This window comes from Chromobacterium haemolyticum, from assembly GCF_002081825.1.
Classification (GTDB): Bacteria; Pseudomonadota; Gammaproteobacteria; order Burkholderiales; family Chromobacteriaceae; genus Chromobacterium; species Chromobacterium fluminis.
Window position 1 is genome coordinate 24629 of the sequence record NZ_MUKU01000041.1, and the last position, 22177, is coordinate 46805.

Below are 22177 nucleotides of genomic sequence, written 5' to 3' on the forward strand. Positions count from 1 at the left end.
TCGCGCGCAGAGCGTTAAGCCATTTCTTCGTCCAGATTGATCTCGCGGTCGCTATTGAACACCTGCATATCGGTCTGGCCCAGTAGGCGGCTGGTCACGGTGCCGGCGGTGATGGAGCCGCTGACGTTGAGCGCGGTGCGGCCCATGTCGATCAAGGGTTCGATCGAGATCAGCAGGCCGGCCAGCGCTACCGGGAAGTCCAGCGCGGACAGCACGATCAGGGCGGCGAAGGTGGCGCCGCCGCCAACGCCGGCCACGCCGAAGGAGCTGATGGTGATGATGGCGATCAAGGGCACGATGAAGTGCAGATCCATCGGATTGACGCCCACGGTGGGGGCAATCATCACTGCGAGCATGGCCGGGTAGATGCCGGCGCAGCCGTTCTGGCCGATGGTGGCGCCGAAGGAGGCAGCGAAGTTGGCGATGCCGTCCGGAATGCCCAGCAGCTTGTTCTGCGTGGCCACATTCATCGGAATGGAGCCGGCGCTGGTGCGCGAGGTGAAGGCGAAGGTTAGCACCGGGATCACTTTCTTCGTCCAGCGCAGTGGGTTGACGCCGGCCAGGCCCACCAGCAGCAGGTGCACGGCGAACATCAGCAGCATCGCGCCGTAGGAAGCCAGTACGAAGTTGATCAGGTTGACGATGTCGGCCCAGCTGGAACCGGACACCACCTTGGTCATCAGCGCGAACACGCCGTAGGGGGTTAGGCGTAGCACCAGGGTCACCATCCGCATCACGATGGCCTGGGTCACGGCGATGAAATGGTTGAAGCTGGCGAACAGCTCGGGCTTTTTGCGGGCGATGCCGGTGGCGGACAGGCCTACCAGCACGGAGAAGATCACCACCGCGATGGTGGAGGTCTTGCGCGCGCCGGTCATGTCCAGGAAGGGGTTGGCCGGCAGGAAGTCCAGCACCAGCTTACTGAAGGACAGGTCTTCCACCGTGCTCAGGTTCTTCACCAGCGATTCGCCGCGCGCCACTTCGGCGGCGCCGGCGGTCAGACCCTCGGCGCTGAGGCCGAACAGATTGGCCATCAGAATGCCGGAGCCGGCGGCGAGCATCGTGGTGAACAAGAGCATGCCCAGGGTGGCGGCGCTGATCTTGCCCAGCGAGGAGCCGCCTTCCAGCTTCAACAGCGCGGCGATGATGGACACCATGATCAGCGGGATCACGATCATCTGCAGCAGCTTCACATAGCCGGAGCCGATGATTTCGCACAGCTCCAGACAGGCGGCCAGCGCCGGCGAACCGGGTTGAGCCAGCCATTGCAGCGCGGCGCCGAAGGCGACGCCCAACGCCAGGCCGGTGAAGACCCGCTTGGTGAAGGAAACGTGGGTGCGTTGCTGCTGCCACAGCAGCGCCAGCAAGGCCAGCGTGACGGCTAGCGTAGCAATGACGGTCAAGGTCATGGGAAACCCCTTAATCTATTTGGTTTTGTCGTCAGGTTTCACTGGCCGCCCAGGCCGGCTGAGTACTGGAGATTTTGGGTGGGGCGGCGAGCTGGGCTCAGGGTAGCGACGGCTTGGCGTCGGCATTTTGAGCGAGGTCAGACGAGCGTGGAATCCTGATAAAAAGCTTCATCCAGGCTGGGCGATACGCGAGGGAATACGCGCGGCCAAGCCGGGAGATACAGTGATAAAGGCGCGATTTTACCGAGTTTCCACTCGTTTTACTTATATTAATAAGAATAAGCTTATTGATTGTTTTTCTATCAGCCGTGCGGCGATTTGGGGCCGGGGCGATAAAGCGAAGGGCCGCAATGGCGTGGCGCGTTGTCCCTCTTGCATGGGTAAGATTGATTGTCTTGACTGCAAATGGCTGTTTTTATTGCGTTTGTGGCAAAAATTGCTTTGCGCGTCGGGGGTTCTGCAGGTACAATTGCGCCCTTTTTTCGCTTTATTGGCCCTTGTCCGTCCGGCCGCATGGGCAAGCGCGCCGCCGCTTGCCGGTCTCAGAAAGGCTGCATCTCCGTAATGTCCGCTCTACACGCAAAGCTTAGCCGTTCTAATCTATTGTTCCCGCTGGCTCTGGTTCTGTTTGAATTCGCCGTCTACATCTGCAACGACATGGTGCAGCCGGCGATGTTGGCCGTGACCCGGGAATTCCTGGTCGACGCCTCCTGGGTGCCTGCGTCCATGACCGCCTTCCTGCTGGGCGGCGCGCTGCTGTCCTGGCTGACCGGCCCCTTGTCCGACCGCATCGGCCGCCGGCCGGTGCTGCTGTTCGGCGTCGCCTACTTTACCGTGACCTGCCTGGCCACCTACCTGGTCAGCTCAATCGAAGCCTTCATCACGCTGCGCCTGCTGCAGGGCATCGGCCTGTGCTTCATCAACGCCGTCGGCTACGCCGCGGTGCAGGAAGCCTTTGAAGAAAAGGCCGCGGTCAAGGTCACCGCGCTGATGGCCAATGTGGCGCTGATCGCGCCCTTGGCCGGTCCGCTGGCCGGCGCCGCCTTGATGGAGCTGGCGCCGTGGCGCACCAGCTTCCTGCTGATTGCCGCGCTGTCTTTCCTGGCCTTGTTGGGCCTACTGTGGAAAATGCCGGAAACCACTCAGCCCAGCCATGAAAAGCTGCCGCTGGCGCAGATGGGGCGCGACTACCTGAAAGTGTTCAGCAACGGCCGCTTTGTGTTGTCCGCGCTGTGCATTCCCTTGCTGGCGCTGCCGCTGATGGGCTGGATTGCCATGTCGCCGGTGCTGCTGATCAATGATCTGCACATGAGCGCGCTGGAATACGGCTTGATGCAGCTGCCGGTGTTTGGCGGCCTGATCGCCGGCAATCTGGCTTTGGTGCTGGTGGCAGGCCGCTGGCCGTTGGGCCGTTCCGCGCTGATCGGCATGTGGCCCATCGTGATCGGCCTCAGCCTGATGTTGTCCGGCGTGTTGTGGTCCGCGCATCCGCAATACTTCATGGTGGCCGGCATGACGCTGATGGCCTTCGGCGAAGGTTTGGCCTTCGGTGTGTTGTATCGCTTCGCATTGATGTCCTGCGACGCCGTCGGCAAGGGCACGGTGTCTGCCAGCATGAGCATGCTGTCCATGGCCGGCTACGCGCTGGGCGTGGAACTGTTCCGCATCGCTTATCAGCAGGCGGGCATGCTCGGTTTCGCCTGCCTGTCGCTGGCCTTCTCGCTGGCCTATGTGCGAGTGGCGCGCCGCACCGTGCGCTGGGCGATGTTGGAGCGCGCGCAGCAAGCCGAAGCCAAGCAGCTGGAACTGGCTAGCCAGGGTTCTTGAGCCGGCGCCCGATTCCGCAAACAAAGCCCGGCCGCGCATGCGGGCCGGGCTTTGTTTTATCTGCGGCCGCATCCCGGAATCCATCGTGACCGCCGGGGGCGACTGCCTCTATAATCGATCGTTTCAGATCGCACCTTTGGAACAATCCTAATGAGCAAACGCAAGATTCTGGTGACCAGCGCACTGCCTTACGCCAACGCGGGGCTGCATCTGGGTCACATGCTGGAACAGATTCAGACCGATATCTGGGTGCGCTTCCAGAAGATGCGCGGCCACGAATGCTATTACGTCTGCGCCGACGACACCCACGGCGCCCCCATCATGCTGGCGGCGGAAAAACAGGGCATCACCCCGGAACAGCTGGTGGATAGCGTGCGCGAACTGCACCTGGCGGATTCCCAGGGCTTCCTGATTGGCCACGACAACTACTACAGCACCAACAGCCCGGAGAACAAGGCGCTGGCGGAGCAGGTGTATCTGGCCTTGAAGGCCGACGACAAAATCGCCTGCCGCACCATCGAACAACTGTTCGATCCGGAAAAGCAAATGTTCCTGCCGGACCGCTTCGTCAAGGGCGAATGCCCTAAGTGCAGCGCCAAGGATCAGTACGGCGACAACTGTGAAGTCTGCGGCGCCACCTACAACCCCACCGAACTGAAGAACCCGTACTCGGCGGTGTCCGGCGCCAAGCCGGTGCTGAAAACCTCCGAGCACTATTTCTTCCGCCTGGGCGAATGCGCCGACTTCCTCAAGCAGTGGACCGGCGGCAGCAGCGTGCGCTCAGACGGCGCGACCCAGCCGCATCTGCAGCCGGAATCGCTGAACAAAATGAACGAGTGGATTTCCGGCGGCTTGCAGGACTGGGACATCAGCCGCGACGCGCCGTATTTCGGCTTCGAGATCCCCGGCGCGCCGGGCAAGTACTTCTATGTGTGGCTGGACGCGCCTATCGGCTACATGGCCAGCTTCAAGAACCTGTGCGATCGCAGCGGCCTGAACTTCGACGAATGGTTCGGCAAGGATAGCCGGACCGAGATGTACCACTTCATCGGCAAGGACATCCTGTACTTCCACGCCTTGTTCTGGCCGGCGATGCTGAACTACTCCGGCCTGCGCGCGCCCACCGGCGTGTTCGCCCACGGCTTCCTCACCGTGGACGGGCAGAAGATGTCCAAGTCTCGCGGCACCTTCATCCAGGCCAAGAGCTATCTGGATTGCGGGCTGAATCCGGAGTGGATGCGCTATTACATCGCCGCCAAACTGAACGGCCGCATCGAAGACATCGATCTGAACCTGAACGACTTCGTGGCGCGGGTGAACTCCGATCTGGTGGGTAAGTTCGTCAACATCGCCAGCCGCTCTGCCGGCTTCATCGCCAAGCGTTTCGACGGTATGCTGGCCAGCCAGGTCAGCGACGGCGACATTCTCGCCAAGCTGCAAGCCGCCGCCGACGAGTTGGCCGCCGCCTTCGAAGCACGCGAATACGCCAAGGCGCTGCGCGATGTCATGGCGCTGGCCGACGTGGTCAACGCCTACGTGGACGCCAACAAGCCGTGGGAACTGGCCAAGCAGGAAGGCCAGGACGCGCGCCTGCAGGAAGTCTGCACCGTGTTGATCAACGCCTTCCGCCTGCTTGCCATTTACCTGAAGCCGGTACTGCCCAAGCTGGCCGAAGGCGTGGAAGCCTTTCTCGACGTGGCGCCGCTTGCCTGGAGCGACGCCGCAAACCTGCTGTTGGGCAAGAAGATCCATGCCTACCAGCACCTGATGCAGCGCATAGACCCGGTGCTGATCGACAAACTGATAGAAGCGAACAAACAGAATATGCAAGCTACCGCAGACGCCCCGGCCGCCGCTCAATACGAGCCGCTGGCTGAAACCATCAAGATCGACGACTTCGCCAAGCTGGATCTGCGCATCGGCAAGGTGCTGGAGTGCAACTTCGTCGAAGGCTCAGACAAACTGCTGCAGTTCACCGTGGACCTGGGCTTCGAGAAGCGCAACATCTTCTCCGGCATCCGCAAGGCTTATCAGGAACCGGAAAAACTGGTGGGCCGCAATGTGGTGGTGGTAGCCAATCTGGCCGAACGCAAGATGCGCTTCGGCGTATCGCAAGGCATGATCGTCTGCGCTTCCGGCCAGGACGACAGCGAAGGCCTGTTCCTGCTGGACGCCGATCAAGGCGCCAAGCCGGGCATGCGCATAGGCTGAGCCGGTAGTTCCTAATCCTGACTGTTCTTTTTGCTAGTTGGGTCCCGCGGCCCCTGCTGTCATATTGGCATGCAGGGGCCGCGTCATTTCGCGGCCCCGAAATCTTCACTGGGCTGTCATCTGAGGCTGTTACATTCACTGCAAGCCAAATGCGAAACATTCTCGTCCGGCTGGCGGAACTTTTGAAAATATGGTATGTCTCTAGATGAAATGAATTTTGAACAACCCAAAAAAAAGAAAAAGGAATGAACCATCATGAAAATTTCTCAACTGAAACCCGGCTACAAAATCCTTGAGCACAAGGACAGCGGCTCTACCATGCATTACGAAGTGGTCAGCATTCGACAGGTTGGCAAGATGTTTGAAGTGACTTTCAAGTCCGCCTTGGGCTTGGCCAGCGCCTTGTATCCCGCCAATGCCTTCATTCAGGCGGCCGCCTGATGCCACTTCCCTGCGTTTGTCCATTCCATTGCGCAGATTACAGATAAAGCCCCGCAAAACGCGGGGCTTTGTTTTTGGTCGGTCTGTTTCTTCCCGTGTGAAAAACTCAAGTCAGGCAGTTGACGTTTCGATGCAAATTGTTCATGCTTTTTGCATTTGATGGCGGAGGTTCCGTGCCGCAACGAGCAAAACTGATACTGGAAATCATCGTTAATTTCCTGCTGCCCTGGCTGTGTTACCGCTATGGCGAGCCGCGTTGGGGAGAAGCCGGCGCGCTGATGTTCTCCGCCTTGCCGCCTGTATTGTGGAGCGTGGTCGAGTTGCTGCGCTTCCGGCGAGTGGATGCCTTGAGCCTGCTGGTGCTGCTGGGCATAGGCTTGTCCTTGCTGGCCATGCTGCTGGGCGGCGACGCGCGCCTGCTGCTGCTGCGCGAGTCCCTGATCACCGGTTTGATCGGTTGCGGTTTCTTGTTGTCTTTGGCGCTGCGTCGGCCGCTGGTGTTTTATCTGGCGCGGGCGACCTTGGCGCGGGAGTCGGAGCAGGGGCGGGAGCGGTTCGAACAGCTGTGGCGCGTTGACGGTTTTAGACGCGCCATCCAGCAGATGACGCTGTGGTGGGGTTTGGGCCTGAGCCTGGAGGCCGGCGGGCGCGCTTATCTGGCCTGGACCTGGCCGGTGGAGCGTTTTCTGCTGGTAGCGCCCTTCATCAGCTACGGCGTGATGGGCGGGTTGTGCCTGATGACTTTGCTGTATCGTCGGCGGATGCGACGAGAAGCCGCCGTGGCCATGGCCGCGCTTTGAAACGGATCGCGGCGAATAGACAAAAAAAAAAGGGCCGCAAAAGCGGCCCTGAAGTTCCGTGATGAACACTTAGGAGGAAAGACACGGCTGCTTGTTTTGCGGCTTCGCTGGCAGTCGAAACCGCAGCGGCAATGTCTTCCAAAATGCACAAGATCGCGCCCGCATCGGCAGTGCCTGTTGGCAGACAGGCGGCTGACTTCTCGGGCCGCAATCGCTCGGGGAGAACGACTGCGCTGACCTTGAGTTCACTTTAGCCGGTCTTTGTTGATCAGGTGTGTGGCAGTAAAGATCAACTGTTAACAAGTATGAATCGTCTTTGTGCGGACTTTCTGCGTGCCCGTAATCTTTTTTTGTCAAAAGGCTTGACCAAGGAAACGGGGCGGGGTATAGTTCACTCCTCTGCACGAAACACGGCAGACAGATCAGACGCGGGGTGGAGCAGTCTGGTAGCTCGTCGGGCTCATAACCCGAAGGTCGTAGGTTCAAATCCTGCCCCCGCAACCAAGTTAAAAAGCCCGAAGCTTACAAGCTTCGGGCTTTTTGCTTTTTTAGTCTCGCCCGGGAGGGCCGGAATTGGCTGCGCGCCAAGCTTTTAGTTGAGAGAAGAGCTGCTTTATAGTGGTTTCATCTATTCACATTCGGGAGCCTCAGCATGCGCATTGCCGTTTTTGACGCCAAGAATTACGACCGCCAGGCACTGGAGGCCGCCAATCAAAACCACCACCATCAACTGCAGTTTTTCGAACCGCGCTTGAGCTTGGACACCGTGGGGCTGGTTCAGGGAGTGGCTGCGGTGTGCCCTTTCGTCAACGACAGGCTGGACGCCGCGGTGGTGGCGAAGCTGGCTGCGGCGGGGGTGAGGCTGGTGACTTTGCGTTGCGCCGGCTACAACGGCGTGGATCTGGCGGCTTGCCGTCAGCACGGCATCGCGGTGACCCGGGTGCCAGCCTATTCGCCGCACGCGGTGGCCGAGCACGCCTTCGCTTTATTGCTGGCGGTGGTGCGCCGCATTCACAAGTCCTACACCCGGGTGCGGGAGATGGATTTTTCGCTGGACGGGTTGGTGGGTTTCGATCTTCACGGCAAGACCATGGGCGTGTTGGGCGCCGGCCGAATCGGCCAGGCCACGATGTCCATCGCCCGCGGCTTCGGCATGCGGGTGCTGGCCTATGATCTGTACCCCAACGCCGAACTGGCGGCTAGTCTGGGTTGCGAGTTTGTCTCTTTGGAGGACATATGGCGACAGGCGGATGTGATCAGCCTGCATTTGCCGTTGACGGCGGAGAGCCGGCACCTGATCAATCGCGAGACGTTGGGGCGGATGAAGCCGGGTGCGGTGCTGATCAATACCAGCCGAGGCGGCCTGGTCGACACTGCCGCCTTGTTGGAAGCGTTGAAGGCTGGGCGCTTGTCCGGCGTGGGCCTGGACGTGTACGAGATGGAAGAGGGCGTGTTTTTCGAGAACCTGTCGGAAAGCGGGCTGCAGGACGATCAGCTGGCGCGTTTGCTGACCTTTCCCAATGTGCTGGTGACTTCCCACCAGGGCTTTCTGACGCGGGAGGCGCTGATGAATATCGCCGACACCACCTTGGGCAATGCCGGCGCTTTCGAGCGGGGAGAGGCGCTGGTCAACGCCATCTCCGTCTAGTTAGAGCGGCTAACAAAACCACGCAGAGAAGCTGAGCCAAGGCGCGCCGACGCAGGCAGTACGAGTCGTACGACAAGGAGGCGCAATGCAGGATCAGGGGTTTTGTTCGCGGGTCTTAGAGCCTGTTTACGATCTCGCGAGCTAAGGCGACACAAGGCGAGACAAGGCGAGACAAGGCGAGACAAGGCGAGACAAGGCGAGACAAGGCGAGACAAGGCGAAAACGGCTGAGAAAGCGGAATGTACACGTGGTACATGAGCATTTCGACGAGGTTTTCAACGCCGTATCGCCGACGCGCAGTAGATCGTAAACAGGTTCTTAGGGTAGGTCGCGGCGGAATACCCAGGTGAGTTCGCTGGAGGCCGCCGAATCGAAGGCGTAACCGGCGCTGTCGAAGTGCTTGAGCTGCTCCGGCTGGCTGACCTGATGCAGCGCGGCCCAGCGCGCCATCATGCCGCGCGCGCGTTTGGCGTAGAAGCTGATGATTTTGTACTGGCCGTTCTTGCGGTCCTGGAACACTGGGGTGATCAGGCTGGCGTTGAGCTTGGTCGGCTTCACCGCCTTGAAGTATTCCTCCGAGGCCAGGTTCACCAGTACCGGGTCTTTTCTTTGCTCCAGCACGGCGTTCAACGCGTGGGTGACGGTGTCGCCCCAGAACTCGTACAAGTTTTTGCCGCGCGGGTTGTTCAGGCGGGTGCCCATCTCCAGCCGGTAGGGCTGCATCAGGTCCAGCGGCCGCAGCGTGCCGTAGAGGCCGGACAGAATGCGCAAATGGTTTTGCAGATAGCTCATCTGTCCCGGCTCCAGGCTGGCGGCGTTCAGGCCTTCGTAGACGTCGCCCTTGAAGGCCAGCACCGCCTGTTTGGCGTTGGCCGGGCTGAACGGCGCTTGCCAATCGTGGTAGCGGCCCACGTTCAATTGCGCCAGCGCGTCGCTGATGCTCATCAGCTTGCCGATTTCCAGCGGGCTCTTGGCGCGCAGTACCTGGATCAGCTCGGCGCTGTGGTGCAGAAAGTCCGGCTGGGTGTAGTGATTGGTGGCGGCGGGGGTGTCGAAGTCCAGCGTCTTGGCTGGGGAGATGACCATCAGCATGAGGCGAATCCTTATTGAGCAACCGCCATTGTACTGGACTGCGTCGGGCTTGGCCCGCCGTCGTGACCGGCGGCGCGCTTGGCTCTAGAATGCAGGCCGGGATTTGAATCTATGATGGTTTGGCAAGGAGAGGACATGCGGGTATTGGTGCAAAGGGTGAGGCAGGCTTCGGTGACGGTGGAGGGGCGCGTGACCGGGGAGATCGGTCCCGGCCTGCTGTTGCTGGTGGGCATTGAGGAGGAAGACGGGGCGGAGGATATCGCTTGGCTGACGCGCAAGCTCAGCCAGTTGCGGATTTTCAACGATGAGGCCGGGGTCATGAACCGCTCGGTGCTGGATTGCGGAGGCGAGGTGTTGGCGGTCAGCCAGTTCACCTTGTTCGCCAGCACCAAGAAGGGGAACCGGCCCTCGTATTCGCGCGCGGCGCGGCCGGAGCGGTCTAGTCCCTTGTTCGATCAGTTTGTCGCCGCGGTGGCGCAGACCTTGGGCAAGCCGGTGCCCACCGGCGTGTTCGGCGCGGACATGCAGGTGGCGTTGGTCAACGATGGTCCGGTGACGATCTGGCTGGACAGCAAGACGATGGAGTAAACGATGGAAGGCAGCCGTTGGCGGTCCTGGCGCATTCTATTGACGCCGTATTATCTGAACCTGTACGCCCGGCAGGCGCATGTGCTGCGGGTGGCCGCGGCGTTTTTGGTGGGTTTGGCCTTGAACCTGCTGTTCGAGATACCGCATGGCAGCTGGATGCTGGTGACCATTCTGATCGTGCTGGGCAGCGTGCCGCACTGGGGCGGGGTGAGGCGCAAGGCCTTGCAGCGCATGGGCGGCTCTTTGCTGGGGGCGGCGGCCGGCCTGGTGGCCATGGCCTTGTACCGCCATTCGCCGCTGTCCTGCTATCTGTGGATGACGGCGCTGGTGATGCTCAGCGCCTGGTTCGCGCTGGGCAAGGGCGAGTATCTGGCGCTGCTGGTGGGGTTGACCATGGTGATTGTCGCCGGCCTGGGCAACGAGCCGGTGGAGGCCGCGCTGTGGCGCGGCTTCAATGTGCTGGCCGGTTCCCTGCTGGGCTTGGTGGCCGCCGGCCTGTTCCCTTTGCGGGCGATAGACAGCTGGCGTTTTTTGCTGGCGGACAATGTGCGCGAAGCGGCCACCCTGTACAGCAAGATCGCGCGGCGGCGCGAGGTGGACGCCGGCTTGGCGCTGGAGCGTTTCAACAGCCGTTTGATCCGGATGCGGGCCTTGGTGGCGGCGGCGGTGCAGGAGTCCGGCCTGCCCGCGGCGGGTTTCGACGTCATCCAGCGGCGTCAGCGCGCGCTGTGCAGCCTGCTGGACCGTATGGGCGAGGTGGCCCAGGACACGCCAGCCCTGAGCGATGGCGCTGAACAACGCCGCGCCATCGTGCGCACGCTGATGCGCGCCGCTCACGGAATGCGCTTCAATCAGCCGGCGATGCTGGCGGAGGTGCTGAGCGAGGCGGTCAGTCCGCTGGCGCTGGACAAGCCCTCGTATTGCCACTGGCTGACCGCGGAGTTCAATCTGGTCGCCGAGCATTTGCGCGAGGATTTGGCGCTGCTGCTGCCCTGCCTGATGCAGGTGCCGCCGCCCAGCCGCGGGGTGCTGCTGATGGTGTGGCACTGGCTGAGCAGCGCCAGCCAGGGGCGCAGCCGCTAGCGGCGGGCAAGAAAAAGCCAGGGCTCGCCCTGGCTTTTTCTTGCGGCCCAAGCCCTTACAGGCCCTGGATGCGCACTTTCTGGCCCGGCTGCAGCCGGGTCAACTGGCGGGAGTCGTTCCAGCGCTGGATGTCGTTGTGATTGACGCCGAAGCGGCGGGCGATGCTGAACAGGGTGTCGCCACGCTGCACCACGTATTCCGCCGGCACGCTGCCGGTGGCGCGCTGGTTGATCTGCAGGCCGCTGACTTTCAGCAAGGCGTCTTGCTGAGCCTGGCTGGCGCGGCTGTCCGCCAGCAGGGTCACGCTCTTGTCCAGGGTTTTGTTGACGTTCAGCACCTGGCCGACCAGAACGGTGTTGGAATCCAGCTGATTGGCCGTTTTCAAATCGTCCAGACTAAGGTTGAAGCGACGGGCGACGCTGTACAGGGTGTCGCCTGCGGCCACGGTGTAATTGCCGTCGGCGTCGGCCGTGGCTGTTGTCGCGGGCGCGGCCGCCACGAGGACGGTTTTGGCTGGGGCCGGCGGGGCTTCCGGCGCTGCCGCCAGGACAGGAGCGGGCTGGCCGGAGGCCGGCGGCGTCTGAACCTGGGCGACGGGGGTGGCTTGCGGGACGGCTTGGGCCGAGGCGACCATCACCGCCGGCGCGGCGCGCGGCGTTTCCGCCTGCGCCAACAGGGTGGCGCTGTCGCCGCTTTCCGGCAAGGCGGTGTCGGTGGCGTCCAGCGGACGGATGTCGCGCTGATCCTTGCTCATCGCCACCAGCACCGGCTGGCCGGCCTTGAGCGAGCTGCTGCTCAGATTGTTGGCGCTCATCAGTTGACCGGCGCTCATGCCGTGCTCGCTGGCGATCAGGCTGACGTTGGCGTCCGCGGGCGGAGTGTAGACTTCCCAAGTGAGCAGCGGCTTGTCCCACTTGGCCAGATTGGCCTGGAACTTGTCGGCCTTGGCCGCCGGGATCAGCATCTGGCGGCCGTTTTTGTGCGCGTATACCGGCAGGTTGAAGGCCGGGTTCAGTTCTTTGAATTCCCCGATGGACACGCCGGCCAGCTTGGCGGCGATGTCGATATTCATGTGCTTGCCGGTGGAAACCGCGACGAAATAAGGCTTGTTGGGGAATTTGTCCAGGCGCACGCCGAACTTGGCCGGATCGTTGAGGATGTTGCGCACCGCCAGCAACTTAGGCGCGTAGTTGCGCGTTTCGTTGGGCATGCGAATGTTTTCGTAAGTCACTTCCTGACCGCTGGCCTGCAGCCGGGCGATGGCGCGGGAGACGTTGCCCTCGCCCCAGTTGTAGGCGGCCAGCGCGATGTTCCAGTCGCCAAACTGTCCGTACAGGTTTTCCAGGTAGTCCAGCGCGGCGCGGGTGGCTTCCATCACGTCGCGGCGGCCGTCGTACCACCAGGTCTGTTCCAGACCGTAGTGGCGGCCGGTGGCCGGCATGAACTGCCACAGACCGGAGGCGCCGACATGGGATTTCGCGGTGGGAACGAAGGCGCTTTCCACCAGCGGCAACAGCGCCAGCTCGGTGGGCATGCCGCGGCGCTCCACCTCGTTCATGATGTGAAACAGATATTTTCTACTGCGGTCCAGCGTGCGGCGGAAGTATTCCGGCTTGCTGGCATAAAAGCGTTCCTGGCGGCGTACGATGTCCGCGTTCACTTCCGGCAGTTGGAAGCCTTCGCGCGCGCGCTCCCAGACGTTGTCGCCGTTGCGAAGCAGGCTGGAGTTCAGCAGCATCATGTCCAGGCCGGCGGCCAGGCCCTCGTCCACGCCGACGGATTGGCGAAACGCCCCGTCCGCATGCGCGGCGGAGGCAAATAAAAAAACAAATGACAGCGAAAGTGCCAACGGGGTGAAGCGATTCATTTGGCGGGCCCGGAATTCTGATTTCGGCTGATGCTAAACAGCCAACATAGGGGTGTCAACCAAAAAACCAAATAACTTCATGTGCTTTGCTGACATATAGGCCATACAGACTGTCCTGTGCCAGTTATTTTTAACAGTGGCGATCAGGATTCAGTTCCTTGTCATGGTTTCAGCGCTTGTTCACGGCCCGCTGAGCGCCGGCGATGTGGCCTTGAAAACCCCTTTGAAACACTGATGGACAGCGACGTGCTTTCCGTTTTCTCAGTCGTTTTCGCCTTGTTTCGCCTTAACTCGCGAGATCGTGAACAAATCCCTCAGAAGCGATTTTTCCACTCGCGCAACGCGGCAAAGACTTCGACAACATCATTAAGAGCTTGGCCGCTCCAGTGCACGACGGACTGACGCACCGCCGGCTCATGCGCTCTCAGGAAAGGGTTGCTGGCGCGCTCCAGGCTGATGGTGGAGGGTAGGGTGGGCTGGTTCTGTTCGCGCAATTTCAGGTCCCGGCTCATGCGGATAGCCAACACCGGGTTGCCGGGCTCCACCGTCAGCGCAAAGCGTAGATTCGCCACGGTGTACTCATGAGCCGGGTAGACCTTGGTGGCGTTCGGTAGCGCGGCCAGTTTGGTCAGCGAATCGTGCATTTGCCGCGGCGTGCCTTCGAACAGCCGACCACAGCCCGCGCCGAACAGGGTGTCGCCGCAAAACAGCGCGTCGTCGATCACGTAGGCCAGGTGGTTCAGCGTGTGGCCCGGAACTTCCAGCACCGCGGCCGCGCCGAAGGAGAGTTCGACGCGAGCCCCGTCCATCACCGGGCGGGAGACCAAGGCGATGTCGGCCGGGCCGTAGACGGCGGCGTCCCGCCAGCGCGAGGACAGCTCGGCCACGCCGCCGATATGGTCGGCGTGGTGGTGGGTGATCAGGATGGCTTCCAGCTGAAGCCCTTCCCGCTCAAGGAAGGCGAAGACCGGCGCGGCCTCGCCCGGGTCCACCACGACAGCGCGGCCGCTGTGATGCAAAACCCAGATATAATTGTCACTGAAGGCCCCTACCGGGCTGACGGTGAATTTGGCTGGCATAAGGCTTCTCTCAATGAAGAATTCGTTTAGCGACTGGCTGAGCTCCAGCGAATTGGGATGTTATCTGCTGGAGCGGGAGCAGGCTTATTTCGATCGCGCCGTCGCCGACGTGTTCGGCTTTCATGCGGTGCAGCTGGGGTTGCCGGAAGTCGACTTCCTGCGCGCCAACCGCATTCCCTGGCAGTGCCGCGTCGCGGATTCCGGGCCGGCGCAGATCCTGTGCGATCCGGAGCAACTGCCGTTCGAGAGTCGCAGCCTGGACCTGTTGGTGATGCCGCATGTGCTGGATTTTACCACTGTGCCGCATCAGGTACTGCGGGAAGCCGAGCGCGTGTTGATGCCGGAGGGCCGGTTGATCCTCACCGGCTTCAATCCGGTGTCGTTGTGGGGTGTGCGCAGGCTGATCCAGGGGCGCGAAAACTCGCCGTGGAGCGGCAACTTTCTGTCGCTGGTGCGCATCAAGGACTGGCTGACCCTGTTGGAGCTGGAGCCCGCGAGCGGCGGCTTCATGGGCTACGCGCCGCCGTTTTCCCGTTGCGACTGGGTGCAACGCTTCCGCTTCATGGAGCGGGCCGGGGACCGCTGGTGGCCGCTGGCCGCCGGCGTGTACGGCATTGAGGCGATCAAACGCCAGCGCGGCATGCGTTTGATCCTGCCCAATTGGAAGCAGGCCAAGGCCAAAACCGGTCTGGCGGTGGCCGCCGGCAACGAGCGCCATCACAGCCACAGGGAACCATGAGACAACACAGCAAGCGGGGCGCAAGCCCCGGCAATGACGAGACAGCATGACGACTGAAGACAAGGTAGAGATGTATACCGACGGCGCCTGCAAGGGCAATCCGGGGCCGGGCGGATGGGGCGCTTTGCTGCGCTTCAAGGGCAAGGAAAAGGAAGTGTGCGGCGGCGAGGCGAACACCACCAACAACCGAATGGAGTTACTGGCCGTGATCAAGGGCCTGGCCACTTTGAACCGGCCCTGCCAGGTGGTGGTGTACACCGACTCCCAATATGTGCAAAAAGGCATTTCCGAGTGGATTCACGGCTGGAAAGCGCGGGGCTGGAAGACCGCGGCCAAGGAGCCGGTGAAGAACGCCGATCTGTGGCAGCAATTGGACGCCGAACGCAACCGCCACCTGCACGTGGAGTGGCGCTGGGTTAAAGGCCACGCCGGCCATGAATTCAACGAACGGGCCGATCAGTTGGCCAACCGCGGCGTAGAGCTGGCCTGACCCGGCCGCGCCCGCCCTTATTCAGGATTCAGAGCGGCGCCGCCGGCTGCGGCCGCCGCCAGGATAGCGCATGAGACAAATCATTCTCGATACCGAAACCACCGGTCTCGAACACGCCCAAGGCCATCGCATCATCGAATTCGCCGGCCTGGAAATGATCAACCGCAAGCTCACCGGCAAGCATCTGCATCTTTACATCCATCCGGAGCGCGACATCGATCCGGACGCCCAGCGCGTGCACGGCATCTCTCTAGAGTTTCTGGAAGGCAAACCCAAGTTCCGCGAGGTGGCCGAGGAAATGGCCGACTTCCTGCGCGACGCGGAGCTGATCATCCACAACGCGCCGTTTGACGTTGGCTTTCTCAACGCCGAATTCGAAAGAGTGGGCCTGCCGTCCATCAAGAACCTGTGCGCCAATGTGATTGACACCCTGCGCGAGGCGCGCGACCAGTTCCCCGGCAAGCGCAATAGCCTGGACGCCTTGTGCGACCGCTTCGAGATCGACCGCTCCAACCGCACCTTGCACGGCGCGCTGGTGGACTGCGAACTGCTGTCCGAAGTCTATCTATGGATGACCCGCGGCCAGGAAAGCCTGGTGATGGACATCGACGTCGATCTGCCAGGCGGCCAGCACGGCGCGATGGATTTCGAGCGCAAGCCGTTGATCGTCAAGCGCGCCAACGAGCAGGAACTGGCGGATCATCAAACCTATTTGAACGATCTGGACAAATCGGTGAAGGGAACCTGCCTGTGGCGCAGTCTGGAGACGCCGGTCGGAGAGGGCGCGTGAGCCGCTATCTGGCGCTGGTGCCGGCCGCCGGCCACGGCAGCCGCTTCGGCGCGCCCAGTCCCAAGCAATACCTGCAGCTGAACGGCAAGCCGCTGATGTGGCATACCCTGCAGGCCCTGGCCGCGGTGCCCGCCGTCGAGGCGGTGGCGGTGGTGATTTCCCCCTGCGACGAGTGGTTCGACGATTTCGACTGGGACATTCCCAAGCTGCAAGTGCTGCGCGTGGGCGGCGTCAGCCGCGCCGAAAGCGTGCGCAACGGCCTGGAGGCGCTGGACTGCGAGGCCGACGACTGGATCCTTGTGCACGACGCCGCGCGCTGCTGCCTGACCGCGGACGCGGTGGAGCGGCTGCTGGCCGAGGTGGGCGACGATCCGGTGGGCGGCTTGCTGGCCCTGCCGGTGCCGGACACCGTCAAGCGCGCCGACGTCGAACAGCGCGTGGCGGTCACCGTTTCGCGCGCCGGCCTGTGGCTGGCGCAAACCCCGCAGATGTTCCGCCACGGCAAATTGCGGGAGGCCCTGCAAGGCGGCGACTTGGCGGATGTGACCGACGAAGCCTCCGCGATAGAGCGCTGCGGCGGCAAGCCGCGGCTGGTGGAGGGCGACGCCCAGAATTTCAAAGTGACTTATCCGCGCGATCTGGCCTTGGCGCGCGCGGTGCTGTCGGCAAGAAAGGATTGATATGTTTCGAGTGGGACAGGGCTACGACGTGCATCAGCTGGTGGCCGGCCGGCCGTTGATCCTGGGCGGCGTGCGTATTCCGCACGACAAGGGCTTGTTGGGCCACTCCGACGCCGACGCCTTGCTGCACGCGATTACCGACGCGCTGCTGGGCGCGGCGGCGCTGGGCGATATCGGCCGTCACTTTCCGGACACCGATCCCGAGTTCAAGGGCGCCGACAGCCGCGCGCTGCTGCGCGAAGCGGCCAAGCGCGTGCGCGCCGCCGGCTGGCGACCGGTGAACGTGGACAGCACGCTGATTGCGCAGCAGCCCAAGCTGGCTCCGCACATCGACGCGATGCGCGCGGCCATCGCCGAAGACCTCGGCCTGGACTTCGGCGCGGTCAACGTCAAGGGCAAAACCAACGAGAAGCTGGGTTATTTGGGGCGTTGCGAGGCGATAGAGGCGCAAGCCGTCTGCCTGCTGACGTCCGTGTAAAACTGCGCCGCGCTTCGCGGTTTGCGGCTCGCAATTGATGACAGGTGTCTGGCGGATCGCCCCGTGCCATAATCCGCCCGGCGCAACACCATCCAAACACAGGAGGCATTACCATGTTGACTCAGGACCAACTGAAGCTTGCCGTGGCCAAGAAGGCCATTGAATTCGTGCCGGACGACAGCATCGTCGGCGTGGGCACCGGCAGCACCGTCAATCTGTTCATCGAAGAACTGGCCGCGATCAAGGGCCGCATCCGCGGCGCGGTGTCCAGCTCCGACGCCTCCACCGCCCGTCTCAAAGCCCACCACATCCCGGTGTTCGACCTGAACGAAGTGGACGCTTTGCCGGTATACATCGACGGCGCCGATGAAATCAACCACCACCTGCACATGATCAAGGGAGGCGGCGCCGCGCTGACCCGCGAGAAGATCGTCGCCAGCGTGGCCGAGCAGTTCATCTGCATCGCCGACGAAACCAAATACGTCGCCATGTTGGGCGGCTTCCCGCTGCCCATCGAAGTCATCCCGATGGCGCGCAGCTATGTGGCGCGCGAACTGGTCAAGCTCGGCGGCCACCCGGAGCTGCGCCAGGGCGTGACCACCGACAACGGCAATGTGATTCTGGACGTGCACGGCTTGAAGATTCAGAAGCCGGTGGAACTGGAAGAAATCATCAACCACCTGGCCGGCGTGGTTACCTGCGGCCTGTTCGCGCGCCGTCGCGCCGATGTGCTGGTGTTGGGTCGTCAGAGCGGCGTCGAAGAAATCCGTTAACGGCCAGCTCAAAGTCCTGACGGCGCGTACCTGCCTCTGAACAGGCTTGTGCCGCCCGGACGCGGGCAGATGAATTGTCACATCGTCGTCATCTGTCCGCATTAACATAGCGTTTTTTGACAGGTTTTGGTTTGGGGCAGACATGGCAGAGCATATTTCCAAACAGTTCGATATGGAGCTGGAAACCATCCGCACCCGCGTCCTGCAGATGGGCGGACTGGTGGAGCAGCAGATTTTGTCCGCGATGGAAGCCCTGCTGGCAGGCGACATTGACAAGCTGGACAAGGTGATTGCCGAAGACGCGCTGGTCAACGCGATGGAAGTCACCATCGACGACGACTGCCTGCACATCATCGCCCGCCGTCAGCCGGCCGCCAGCGATCTGCGCATCGTGTTCACCGTGATCAAGGTGATCACGGATCTGGAGCGCATCGGCGACGAAGCCAAGAAGATTGCGCGCATGGGCAAGACCATCTATCAGTCGGAGCGCTATCAGGTGCCGCGCTTCCGCGAAATCGAGAAAATGGCGGACTCGGCGCTGGGCATGTTGCGCCGCGCGCTGGACGCCTTCGCCCGCCTGGACACCAGCGCCGCCTTGGAACTGGCCGAGGCCGACCAGGAGCTGGACGAGGATTTCGCCGCGGAGCTGCGCCAGCTGATCACCTTCATGATGGAAGACCCGCGCACCATCAGCATGTCCATCGACACCCTGTTCATCTCCAAGGCGATAGAGCGCATCGGCGATCACGCCACCAATATTTCCGAATATGTGGTCTACCTGGTCAAGGGCAAGGACATCCGTCACACCACGCTGGAAACCAAGAAGCGAGAAACCCTGGGCTGAGCCCGGCAGCGCTGGCCACGGCGACTTGACATGACGGTTTGCCTAAAATGGCGGTAACATTCGGTGTTGCCGCCATTGTTGCGTCCGGCGTCCGTGCCAGTCCCCCGGCGATCCAACCTGATGATGAATCCCCCCGTTTCCGCCGGCGCAGCCGCGCGGGCGCGGGCCTTGATAAAGAGAGAAGGGGTGTCTTTGACACTGACCACGCCCCCAAACAACGTGCTCGCCACCATCGATATGGGCTCCAACAGCTTCCGCCTGCAAGTGTCGCGGGTGGTGGACGACCAGCTGTACGCGCTGGACGTGATGAAGGAGACCGTGCGCTTGGGCGCGGGCCTGACCGCCGACAAACAGCTGGACCAAGAAACCCAGGACAAGGCGCTGGCCTGCCTCGCCCGCTTTGGCGAGCGTCTGCGCGGCTTCACCCCGGCCCAAGTGCGCGCGGTGGGCACCAACACCCTGCGCGTGGCCAAGAACGCGGCGGATTTCATCGCCAAGGCCGAGCCGCTGCTGGGTTTCCCCATTGAAGTGATCGCCGGCCGCGAAGAAGCGCGGCTGATCTATCTGGGCGCCGCCCATTCGCTGCCGGACACTAAGGAGCGGCGCATGGTGGTGGACATCGGCGGCGGATCCACCGAGTTCATCATCGGCAGCCATTACAAGGCTTTGGTCACGGAAAGCCTGCCCTTGGGCTGCGTTAGCTACACATTGCGTTATTTCGGCAACGGCAAGCTGACTCAGGCCAATTTCCAGGATGCGATTCTGGCCGCGCGCAATGAGATCCAGCGCATCGCCCATCAATACCAGCGCGAGGAATGGCAGTTGGCGGTGGGCACCTCCGGTACCGCGCGTTCCTTGCGCGACGTGCTGGAAATCAACGACTGGAGCACGGCCGACATCACCCTGTCCGGCATGGAAAAGCTCAAGGCGCAGCTGATCCGCCAGGGCAGCATAGACGCCATCGACGTCAACGGCCTCAAGGCCGACCGCGCGCCGGTGCTGGCAGGTGGCCTCGCCATCATGATCGCGGTGTTTCAGGAGTTGGCCATCGACAAGATGACGGTGGCCGAAGGCGCTCTGCGCGACGGCGTGCTATACGATCTATTAGGCCGCCAGCGTGAAAAGGACATGCGCGATACCACCGTCACCCAATTCAAACGCCGCTACCATGTGGACACCGGCCAGGCCGAGCGTGTCACCACGCTGGCCGAGCGTCTGTACCGGATGGTGGCCGGCGAAGATGTGGACCAGGCCATGCTCAAGCGCCTGCTGTGGGCCGCCAAGCTGCACGAGATCGGACTGACCATCTCGCACACCGCTTATCACAAGCACTCTTCCTACATCCTGCAGCACGCCGACATGCCCGGCTTCTCCAAGCGTGAGCAGGCCACGCTGGCCGCCATCGTGCTGGGCCACCGCGGCGACATGGGCAAGATGCGGCAATACATGGAAGACTCCAGCCTGTGGCAGGCGGTGGTGTCGCTGCGGCTGGCGGTTTTGTTCCATCGCAGCCGCAACAGCATTGCACTGCCGGAAATGCTGGACCTGCGCCAGCACGCCACCGGCTTTGCGCTGACCCTGAACAAGGTCTGGCTGAAAGGCAGCCCGCTGACCGCCAGCGGCTTCAAACAGGAGATTGGCCAGTGGAAGAACGTCGGCTTCGTGCTAGATATCGTGCAAGTGTGACCCGCCCATGCGCCATGCCACGCTGAAAAAACGCATTCCCACGCTGGGCGAAGCGCCCGGCACCCTGCTGTCGGTGGGAGAGGCGAAATTGCCGGAAGCCTCGATCTCGCTGTTCGAATACGGCCCGGAGCAATTGCAGGAAACCGTGTTCCAGACCGTGTCGGAAGGTTTGGCCCACCAGCCCGGCAGCGGCGTGCTGTGGCTCAACGTCTACGGCCTGCACCAGCCCGAGGTGATGCGTGCCATCGGTCAGCGCTTTGGCCTGCACTCCTTGGTACTGGAAGACATCATGAACGCGCGGCAAAGGCCCAAAGTGGAGGACTACGGCGATTACCTGTTCGTCGCCAGCCGGGTGTTCGACTATCACCAGCACAGTGAAAACGGAGCGGGCCGGCTGTTGTCCGATCAGATCTACTTGGTCATCGGCCGTCGCTTTGTCCTGAGTTTCCAGGAGCGCCCCACCGGCGTGTTCGAGGAAGTGCGGGAACGGCTGCGCCGCGGACGCGGCCTGCTGCGTCACAAGGAGGCGGACTACCTGGGCTATTCCTTGCTGGACGCGATGATAGACGACTATTTCGGCGTGCTCACCGAGTTCAACGAAAGAGTGGAACGTATGGACAGCATGCTGCTGCGCGGCCGCGACCAGGGCGTGTTGATGCAGATCCAGCGGCTGAAGCGGGATTGTCTGAAGCTTCGCCGCGCACTGATGCCGATGCGGGAAATGCTGATCTCGCTGAACCGCGGCGAACACGGCTTCTTCAAGCCGGAAACTCTGGTCTATCTGCGCGACGCCTACGATCACACCATGCACGTGATCGAATCCCTGGAAATGTCGCGCGAGATGGTGGGCGATATGTTGGACCTTTACCTGTCCACTCAATCTCACCGCCTCAACCTGCAAATGCGGGTGCTTACCGTGTTGACCATGATCTTCATGCCGCTGACGCTGATCGCCGGCATCTACGGCATGAATTTCGAATACATGCCGGAGCTGAAATGGCACTACGGCTACCACCTGGTGCTGGTGGCGATGCTGGGCATCGCCAGCGGGCTGGGGTGGCTGTTCTGGAAGCGACGCTGGCTTTAAGAGCCAGGTCAAAGTCCGCTGCGTGTCGGCAATATGGCGTTGAAACCGGCTTCGAAATGCTCATATACCGTGTGTACACTCCTCTTTCTCTGCCGTGTTTGTTTTGTCTCGCTCTTGCTCGCGAGACTTCGAACAGGCTCTAGAGAGTTGCCGCGCGTTGGTAGAAACACTGTGCGATGAGTGCCTGCGTCAGAGTTCCATGTTCCGTGCGCACGGTGTTTTCTGTCGCAACGCTCCGAGCTTGTAGCATGGATGATGAACGCGGGCCTATAAGTTTTGCCGGCAGCCAACAAGCCGCAGGGGTAGTCCTGCCTCCCGTTGCCCTTTTCCCTTCCTGAAAACCTCATTTCCTCGGTTTCGAGACCTCCGGCCGATCTGCTGCGCGTCGTGAGACGTCGCATAGTGGTTCCGCTTTCTCTGTGGTCTCCCTGATCTCGCCTTAGAGCCTGTTCACGATCTTTTCGTCCTGAGATAATTGCCGAATGCGAAGAAGCCATTATCCAAGCGACGTAAGTCGTGAACAGTTCGAACAGATCAGACCGCTATTGGAAAGCCTGCGCAAGAA

General features: G+C 61.9%; 21 protein-coding genes, 1 tRNA gene and 1 pseudogene. 19 read left to right on the forward strand and 4 right to left on the reverse strand.

The annotated features are described in order from the left end of the window. Nucleotides 1–14: 14 nt before the first annotated feature. Nucleotides 15–1409 carry an L-cystine transporter gene (locus tag B0T39_RS21285; protein ID WP_081550223.1) on the reverse strand — a complete coding sequence of 465 codons (1395 nt, stop codon included), beginning with the start codon at nucleotides 1407–1409 and terminating at the stop codon, nucleotides 15–17. A 127-nt stretch (nucleotides 1410–1536) separates the two neighbouring features. Here B0T39_RS21285 and B0T39_RS25270 point away from each other — a divergent pair, with 127 nt between their 5' ends. The 7 genes from B0T39_RS25270 (at nucleotide 1537) to B0T39_RS21315 (ending at nucleotide 8336) form a co-directional block, all read left to right on the forward strand. Continuing rightward, nucleotides 1537–1974: a hypothetical protein gene (locus B0T39_RS25270; RefSeq protein ID WP_141111337.1), complete on the forward strand. Its 438-nt coding sequence runs from the start codon at nucleotides 1537–1539 to the stop codon at nucleotides 1972–1974. Further along, nucleotides 1974–3236, forward strand: a complete 1263-nt coding sequence (locus B0T39_RS21290) for an MFS transporter (protein WP_081550225.1) — start codon at nucleotides 1974–1976, stop codon at nucleotides 3234–3236. Before B0T39_RS25270 ends, B0T39_RS21290 begins: the two co-directional genes overlap by 1 nt. A 150-nt stretch (nucleotides 3237–3386) precedes the next feature. After that, on the forward strand, nucleotides 3387–5447 hold the full coding sequence (gene metG, locus B0T39_RS21295) for a methionine--tRNA ligase (RefSeq protein ID WP_081550227.1): 2061 nt from the start codon (nucleotides 3387–3389) through the stop codon (nucleotides 5445–5447). A gap of 255 nt (nucleotides 5448–5702) precedes the next feature. Then, nucleotides 5703–5888, forward strand: coding sequence for a hypothetical protein (locus tag B0T39_RS21300; protein WP_019103612.1), 186 nt, complete (start codon nucleotides 5703–5705; stop codon nucleotides 5886–5888). A gap of 173 nt (nucleotides 5889–6061) precedes the next feature. Next, a complete protein-coding gene (locus B0T39_RS21305) occupies nucleotides 6062–6688 on the forward strand; it encodes a VC0807 family protein (RefSeq protein ID WP_217806308.1) in 627 nt (208 codons plus the stop codon). A gap of 427 nt (nucleotides 6689–7115) precedes the next feature. Continuing rightward, a tRNA-Met gene (locus B0T39_RS21310) sits at nucleotides 7116–7192 on the forward strand. A 148-nt stretch (nucleotides 7193–7340) separates the two neighbouring features. Continuing rightward, nucleotides 7341–8336 carry a 2-hydroxyacid dehydrogenase gene (locus B0T39_RS21315; RefSeq protein WP_081550231.1) on the forward strand — a complete coding sequence of 332 codons (996 nt, stop codon included), beginning with the start codon at nucleotides 7341–7343 and terminating at the stop codon, nucleotides 8334–8336. Nucleotides 8337–8654: 318 nt separating this feature from the next. On the opposite strand, the gene yaaA is transcribed toward B0T39_RS21315, so the two are convergent. Next, the gene (yaaA, locus tag B0T39_RS21320; protein WP_081550233.1) at nucleotides 8655–9428 is read right to left on the reverse strand and encodes a peroxide stress protein YaaA; all 774 of its coding nucleotides are present in this window, start codon (nucleotides 9426–9428) and stop codon (nucleotides 8655–8657) included. Nucleotides 9429–9563: 135 nt separating this feature from the next. Between yaaA and dtd the strand changes: the two genes are divergently transcribed. Both dtd and B0T39_RS21330 read left to right on the forward strand, forming a co-directional pair. Next, nucleotides 9564–10016, forward strand: coding sequence for a D-aminoacyl-tRNA deacylase (dtd, locus tag B0T39_RS21325; protein ID WP_081550235.1), 453 nt, complete (start codon nucleotides 9564–9566; stop codon nucleotides 10014–10016). Between the two features lie 3 nt (nucleotides 10017–10019). Next, the gene (locus B0T39_RS21330) at nucleotides 10020–11099 is read left to right on the forward strand and encodes an FUSC family protein (protein ID WP_081550237.1); all 1080 of its coding nucleotides are present in this window, start codon (nucleotides 10020–10022) and stop codon (nucleotides 11097–11099) included. Nucleotides 11100–11154: 55 nt separating this feature from the next. On the opposite strand, the gene B0T39_RS21335 is transcribed toward B0T39_RS21330, so the two are convergent. Then, nucleotides 11155–12966: a lytic transglycosylase gene (locus B0T39_RS21335; protein ID WP_081550239.1), complete on the reverse strand. Its 1812-nt coding sequence runs from the start codon at nucleotides 12964–12966 to the stop codon at nucleotides 11155–11157. Nucleotides 12967–13280: 314 nt separating this feature from the next. Beyond that, a complete protein-coding gene (gene gloB / locus B0T39_RS21340) occupies nucleotides 13281–14045 on the reverse strand; it encodes a hydroxyacylglutathione hydrolase (RefSeq protein ID WP_081550241.1) in 765 nt (254 codons plus the stop codon). Nucleotides 14046–14058: 13 nt separating this feature from the next. Between gloB and B0T39_RS21345 the strand changes: the two genes are divergently transcribed. The 10 genes and pseudogenes from B0T39_RS21345 to B0T39_RS25275 form a co-directional block, all read left to right on the forward strand. Beyond that, complete coding sequence (locus B0T39_RS21345) at nucleotides 14059–14784, forward strand: class I SAM-dependent methyltransferase (RefSeq protein ID WP_081550243.1); 726 nt, start codon at nucleotides 14059–14061, stop codon at nucleotides 14782–14784. Between the two features lie 46 nt (nucleotides 14785–14830). After that, on the forward strand, nucleotides 14831–15274 hold the full coding sequence (gene rnhA, locus B0T39_RS21350; protein ID WP_081550245.1) for a ribonuclease HI: 444 nt from the start codon (nucleotides 14831–14833) through the stop codon (nucleotides 15272–15274). Nucleotides 15275–15344: 70 nt separating this feature from the next. Beyond that, entirely contained in the window at nucleotides 15345–16064 is a 720-nt protein-coding gene (gene dnaQ, locus B0T39_RS21355) for a DNA polymerase III subunit epsilon (RefSeq protein WP_081550247.1), read from the forward strand. Then, nucleotides 16061–16744, forward strand: a complete 684-nt coding sequence (gene ispD, locus B0T39_RS21360; RefSeq protein ID WP_081550249.1) for a 2-C-methyl-D-erythritol 4-phosphate cytidylyltransferase — start codon at nucleotides 16061–16063, stop codon at nucleotides 16742–16744. Before dnaQ ends, ispD begins: the two co-directional genes overlap by 4 nt. 1 nt (nucleotide 16745) lies before the next feature. Beyond that, entirely contained in the window at nucleotides 16746–17222 is a 477-nt protein-coding gene (ispF, locus tag B0T39_RS21365; RefSeq protein WP_081550251.1) for a 2-C-methyl-D-erythritol 2,4-cyclodiphosphate synthase, read from the forward strand. 113 nt (nucleotides 17223–17335) lie between these two features. Continuing rightward, the gene (rpiA, locus tag B0T39_RS21370) at nucleotides 17336–17995 is read left to right on the forward strand and encodes a ribose-5-phosphate isomerase RpiA (protein ID WP_043590916.1); all 660 of its coding nucleotides are present in this window, start codon (nucleotides 17336–17338) and stop codon (nucleotides 17993–17995) included. Between the two features lie 142 nt (nucleotides 17996–18137). Continuing rightward, entirely contained in the window at nucleotides 18138–18839 is a 702-nt protein-coding gene (phoU, locus tag B0T39_RS21375) for a phosphate signaling complex protein PhoU (protein ID WP_081550253.1), read from the forward strand. A gap of 198 nt (nucleotides 18840–19037) precedes the next feature. Next, nucleotides 19038–20525, forward strand: coding sequence for an exopolyphosphatase (ppx, locus tag B0T39_RS21380; RefSeq protein ID WP_439896899.1), 1488 nt, complete (start codon nucleotides 19038–19040; stop codon nucleotides 20523–20525). A gap of 7 nt (nucleotides 20526–20532) precedes the next feature. After that, on the forward strand, nucleotides 20533–21612 hold the full coding sequence (gene corA / locus B0T39_RS21385) for a magnesium/cobalt transporter CorA (RefSeq protein ID WP_081550255.1): 1080 nt from the start codon (nucleotides 20533–20535) through the stop codon (nucleotides 21610–21612). Between the two features lie 482 nt (nucleotides 21613–22094). After that, a pseudogene (locus B0T39_RS25275) lies at nucleotides 22095–22177 on the forward strand (IS5/IS1182 family transposase); the annotation flags it as partial.

Excerpts from the sequence above, each read along its gene's own strand:
- B0T39_RS21315 (WP_081550231.1), top strand. The coding sequence starts at position 7,341 with ATGCGCATTGCCGTTTTTGACGCCAAGAATTACGACCGCCAGGCACTG.
- B0T39_RS21300 (WP_019103612.1), top strand. The coding sequence starts at position 5,703 with ATGAAAATTTCTCAACTGAAACCCGGCTACAAAATCCTTGAGCACAAG.
- corA (WP_081550255.1), top strand. The coding sequence starts at position 20,533 with ATGCGCCATGCCACGCTGAAAAAACGCATTCCCACGCTGGGCGAAGCG.
- rpiA (WP_043590916.1), top strand. The coding sequence starts at position 17,336 with ATGTTGACTCAGGACCAACTGAAGCTTGCCGTGGCCAAGAAGGCCATT.
- gloB (WP_081550241.1), bottom strand. The coding sequence starts at position 14,045 with ATGCCAGCCAAATTCACCGTCAGCCCGGTAGGGGCCTTCAGTGACAAT.
- phoU (WP_081550253.1), top strand. The coding sequence starts at position 18,138 with ATGGCAGAGCATATTTCCAAACAGTTCGATATGGAGCTGGAAACCATC.
- metG (WP_081550227.1), top strand. The coding sequence starts at position 3,387 with ATGAGCAAACGCAAGATTCTGGTGACCAGCGCACTGCCTTACGCCAAC.
- rnhA (WP_081550245.1), top strand. The coding sequence starts at position 14,831 with ATGACGACTGAAGACAAGGTAGAGATGTATACCGACGGCGCCTGCAAG.
- yaaA (WP_081550233.1), bottom strand. The coding sequence starts at position 9,428 with ATGCTGATGGTCATCTCCCCAGCCAAGACGCTGGACTTCGACACCCCC.
- dnaQ (WP_081550247.1), top strand. The coding sequence starts at position 15,345 with ATGAGACAAATCATTCTCGATACCGAAACCACCGGTCTCGAACACGCC.
- B0T39_RS21290 (WP_081550225.1), top strand. The coding sequence starts at position 1,974 with ATGTCCGCTCTACACGCAAAGCTTAGCCGTTCTAATCTATTGTTCCCG.
- B0T39_RS21345 (WP_081550243.1), top strand. The coding sequence starts at position 14,059 with ATGAAGAATTCGTTTAGCGACTGGCTGAGCTCCAGCGAATTGGGATGT.
- B0T39_RS21335 (WP_081550239.1), bottom strand. The coding sequence starts at position 12,966 with ATGAATCGCTTCACCCCGTTGGCACTTTCGCTGTCATTTGTTTTTTTA.
- ispF (WP_081550251.1), top strand. The coding sequence starts at position 16,746 with ATGTTTCGAGTGGGACAGGGCTACGACGTGCATCAGCTGGTGGCCGGC.
- B0T39_RS21330 (WP_081550237.1), top strand. The coding sequence starts at position 10,020 with ATGGAAGGCAGCCGTTGGCGGTCCTGGCGCATTCTATTGACGCCGTAT.
- B0T39_RS21285 (WP_081550223.1), bottom strand. The coding sequence starts at position 1,409 with ATGACCTTGACCGTCATTGCTACGCTAGCCGTCACGCTGGCCTTGCTG.
- dtd (WP_081550235.1), top strand. The coding sequence starts at position 9,564 with ATGCGGGTATTGGTGCAAAGGGTGAGGCAGGCTTCGGTGACGGTGGAG.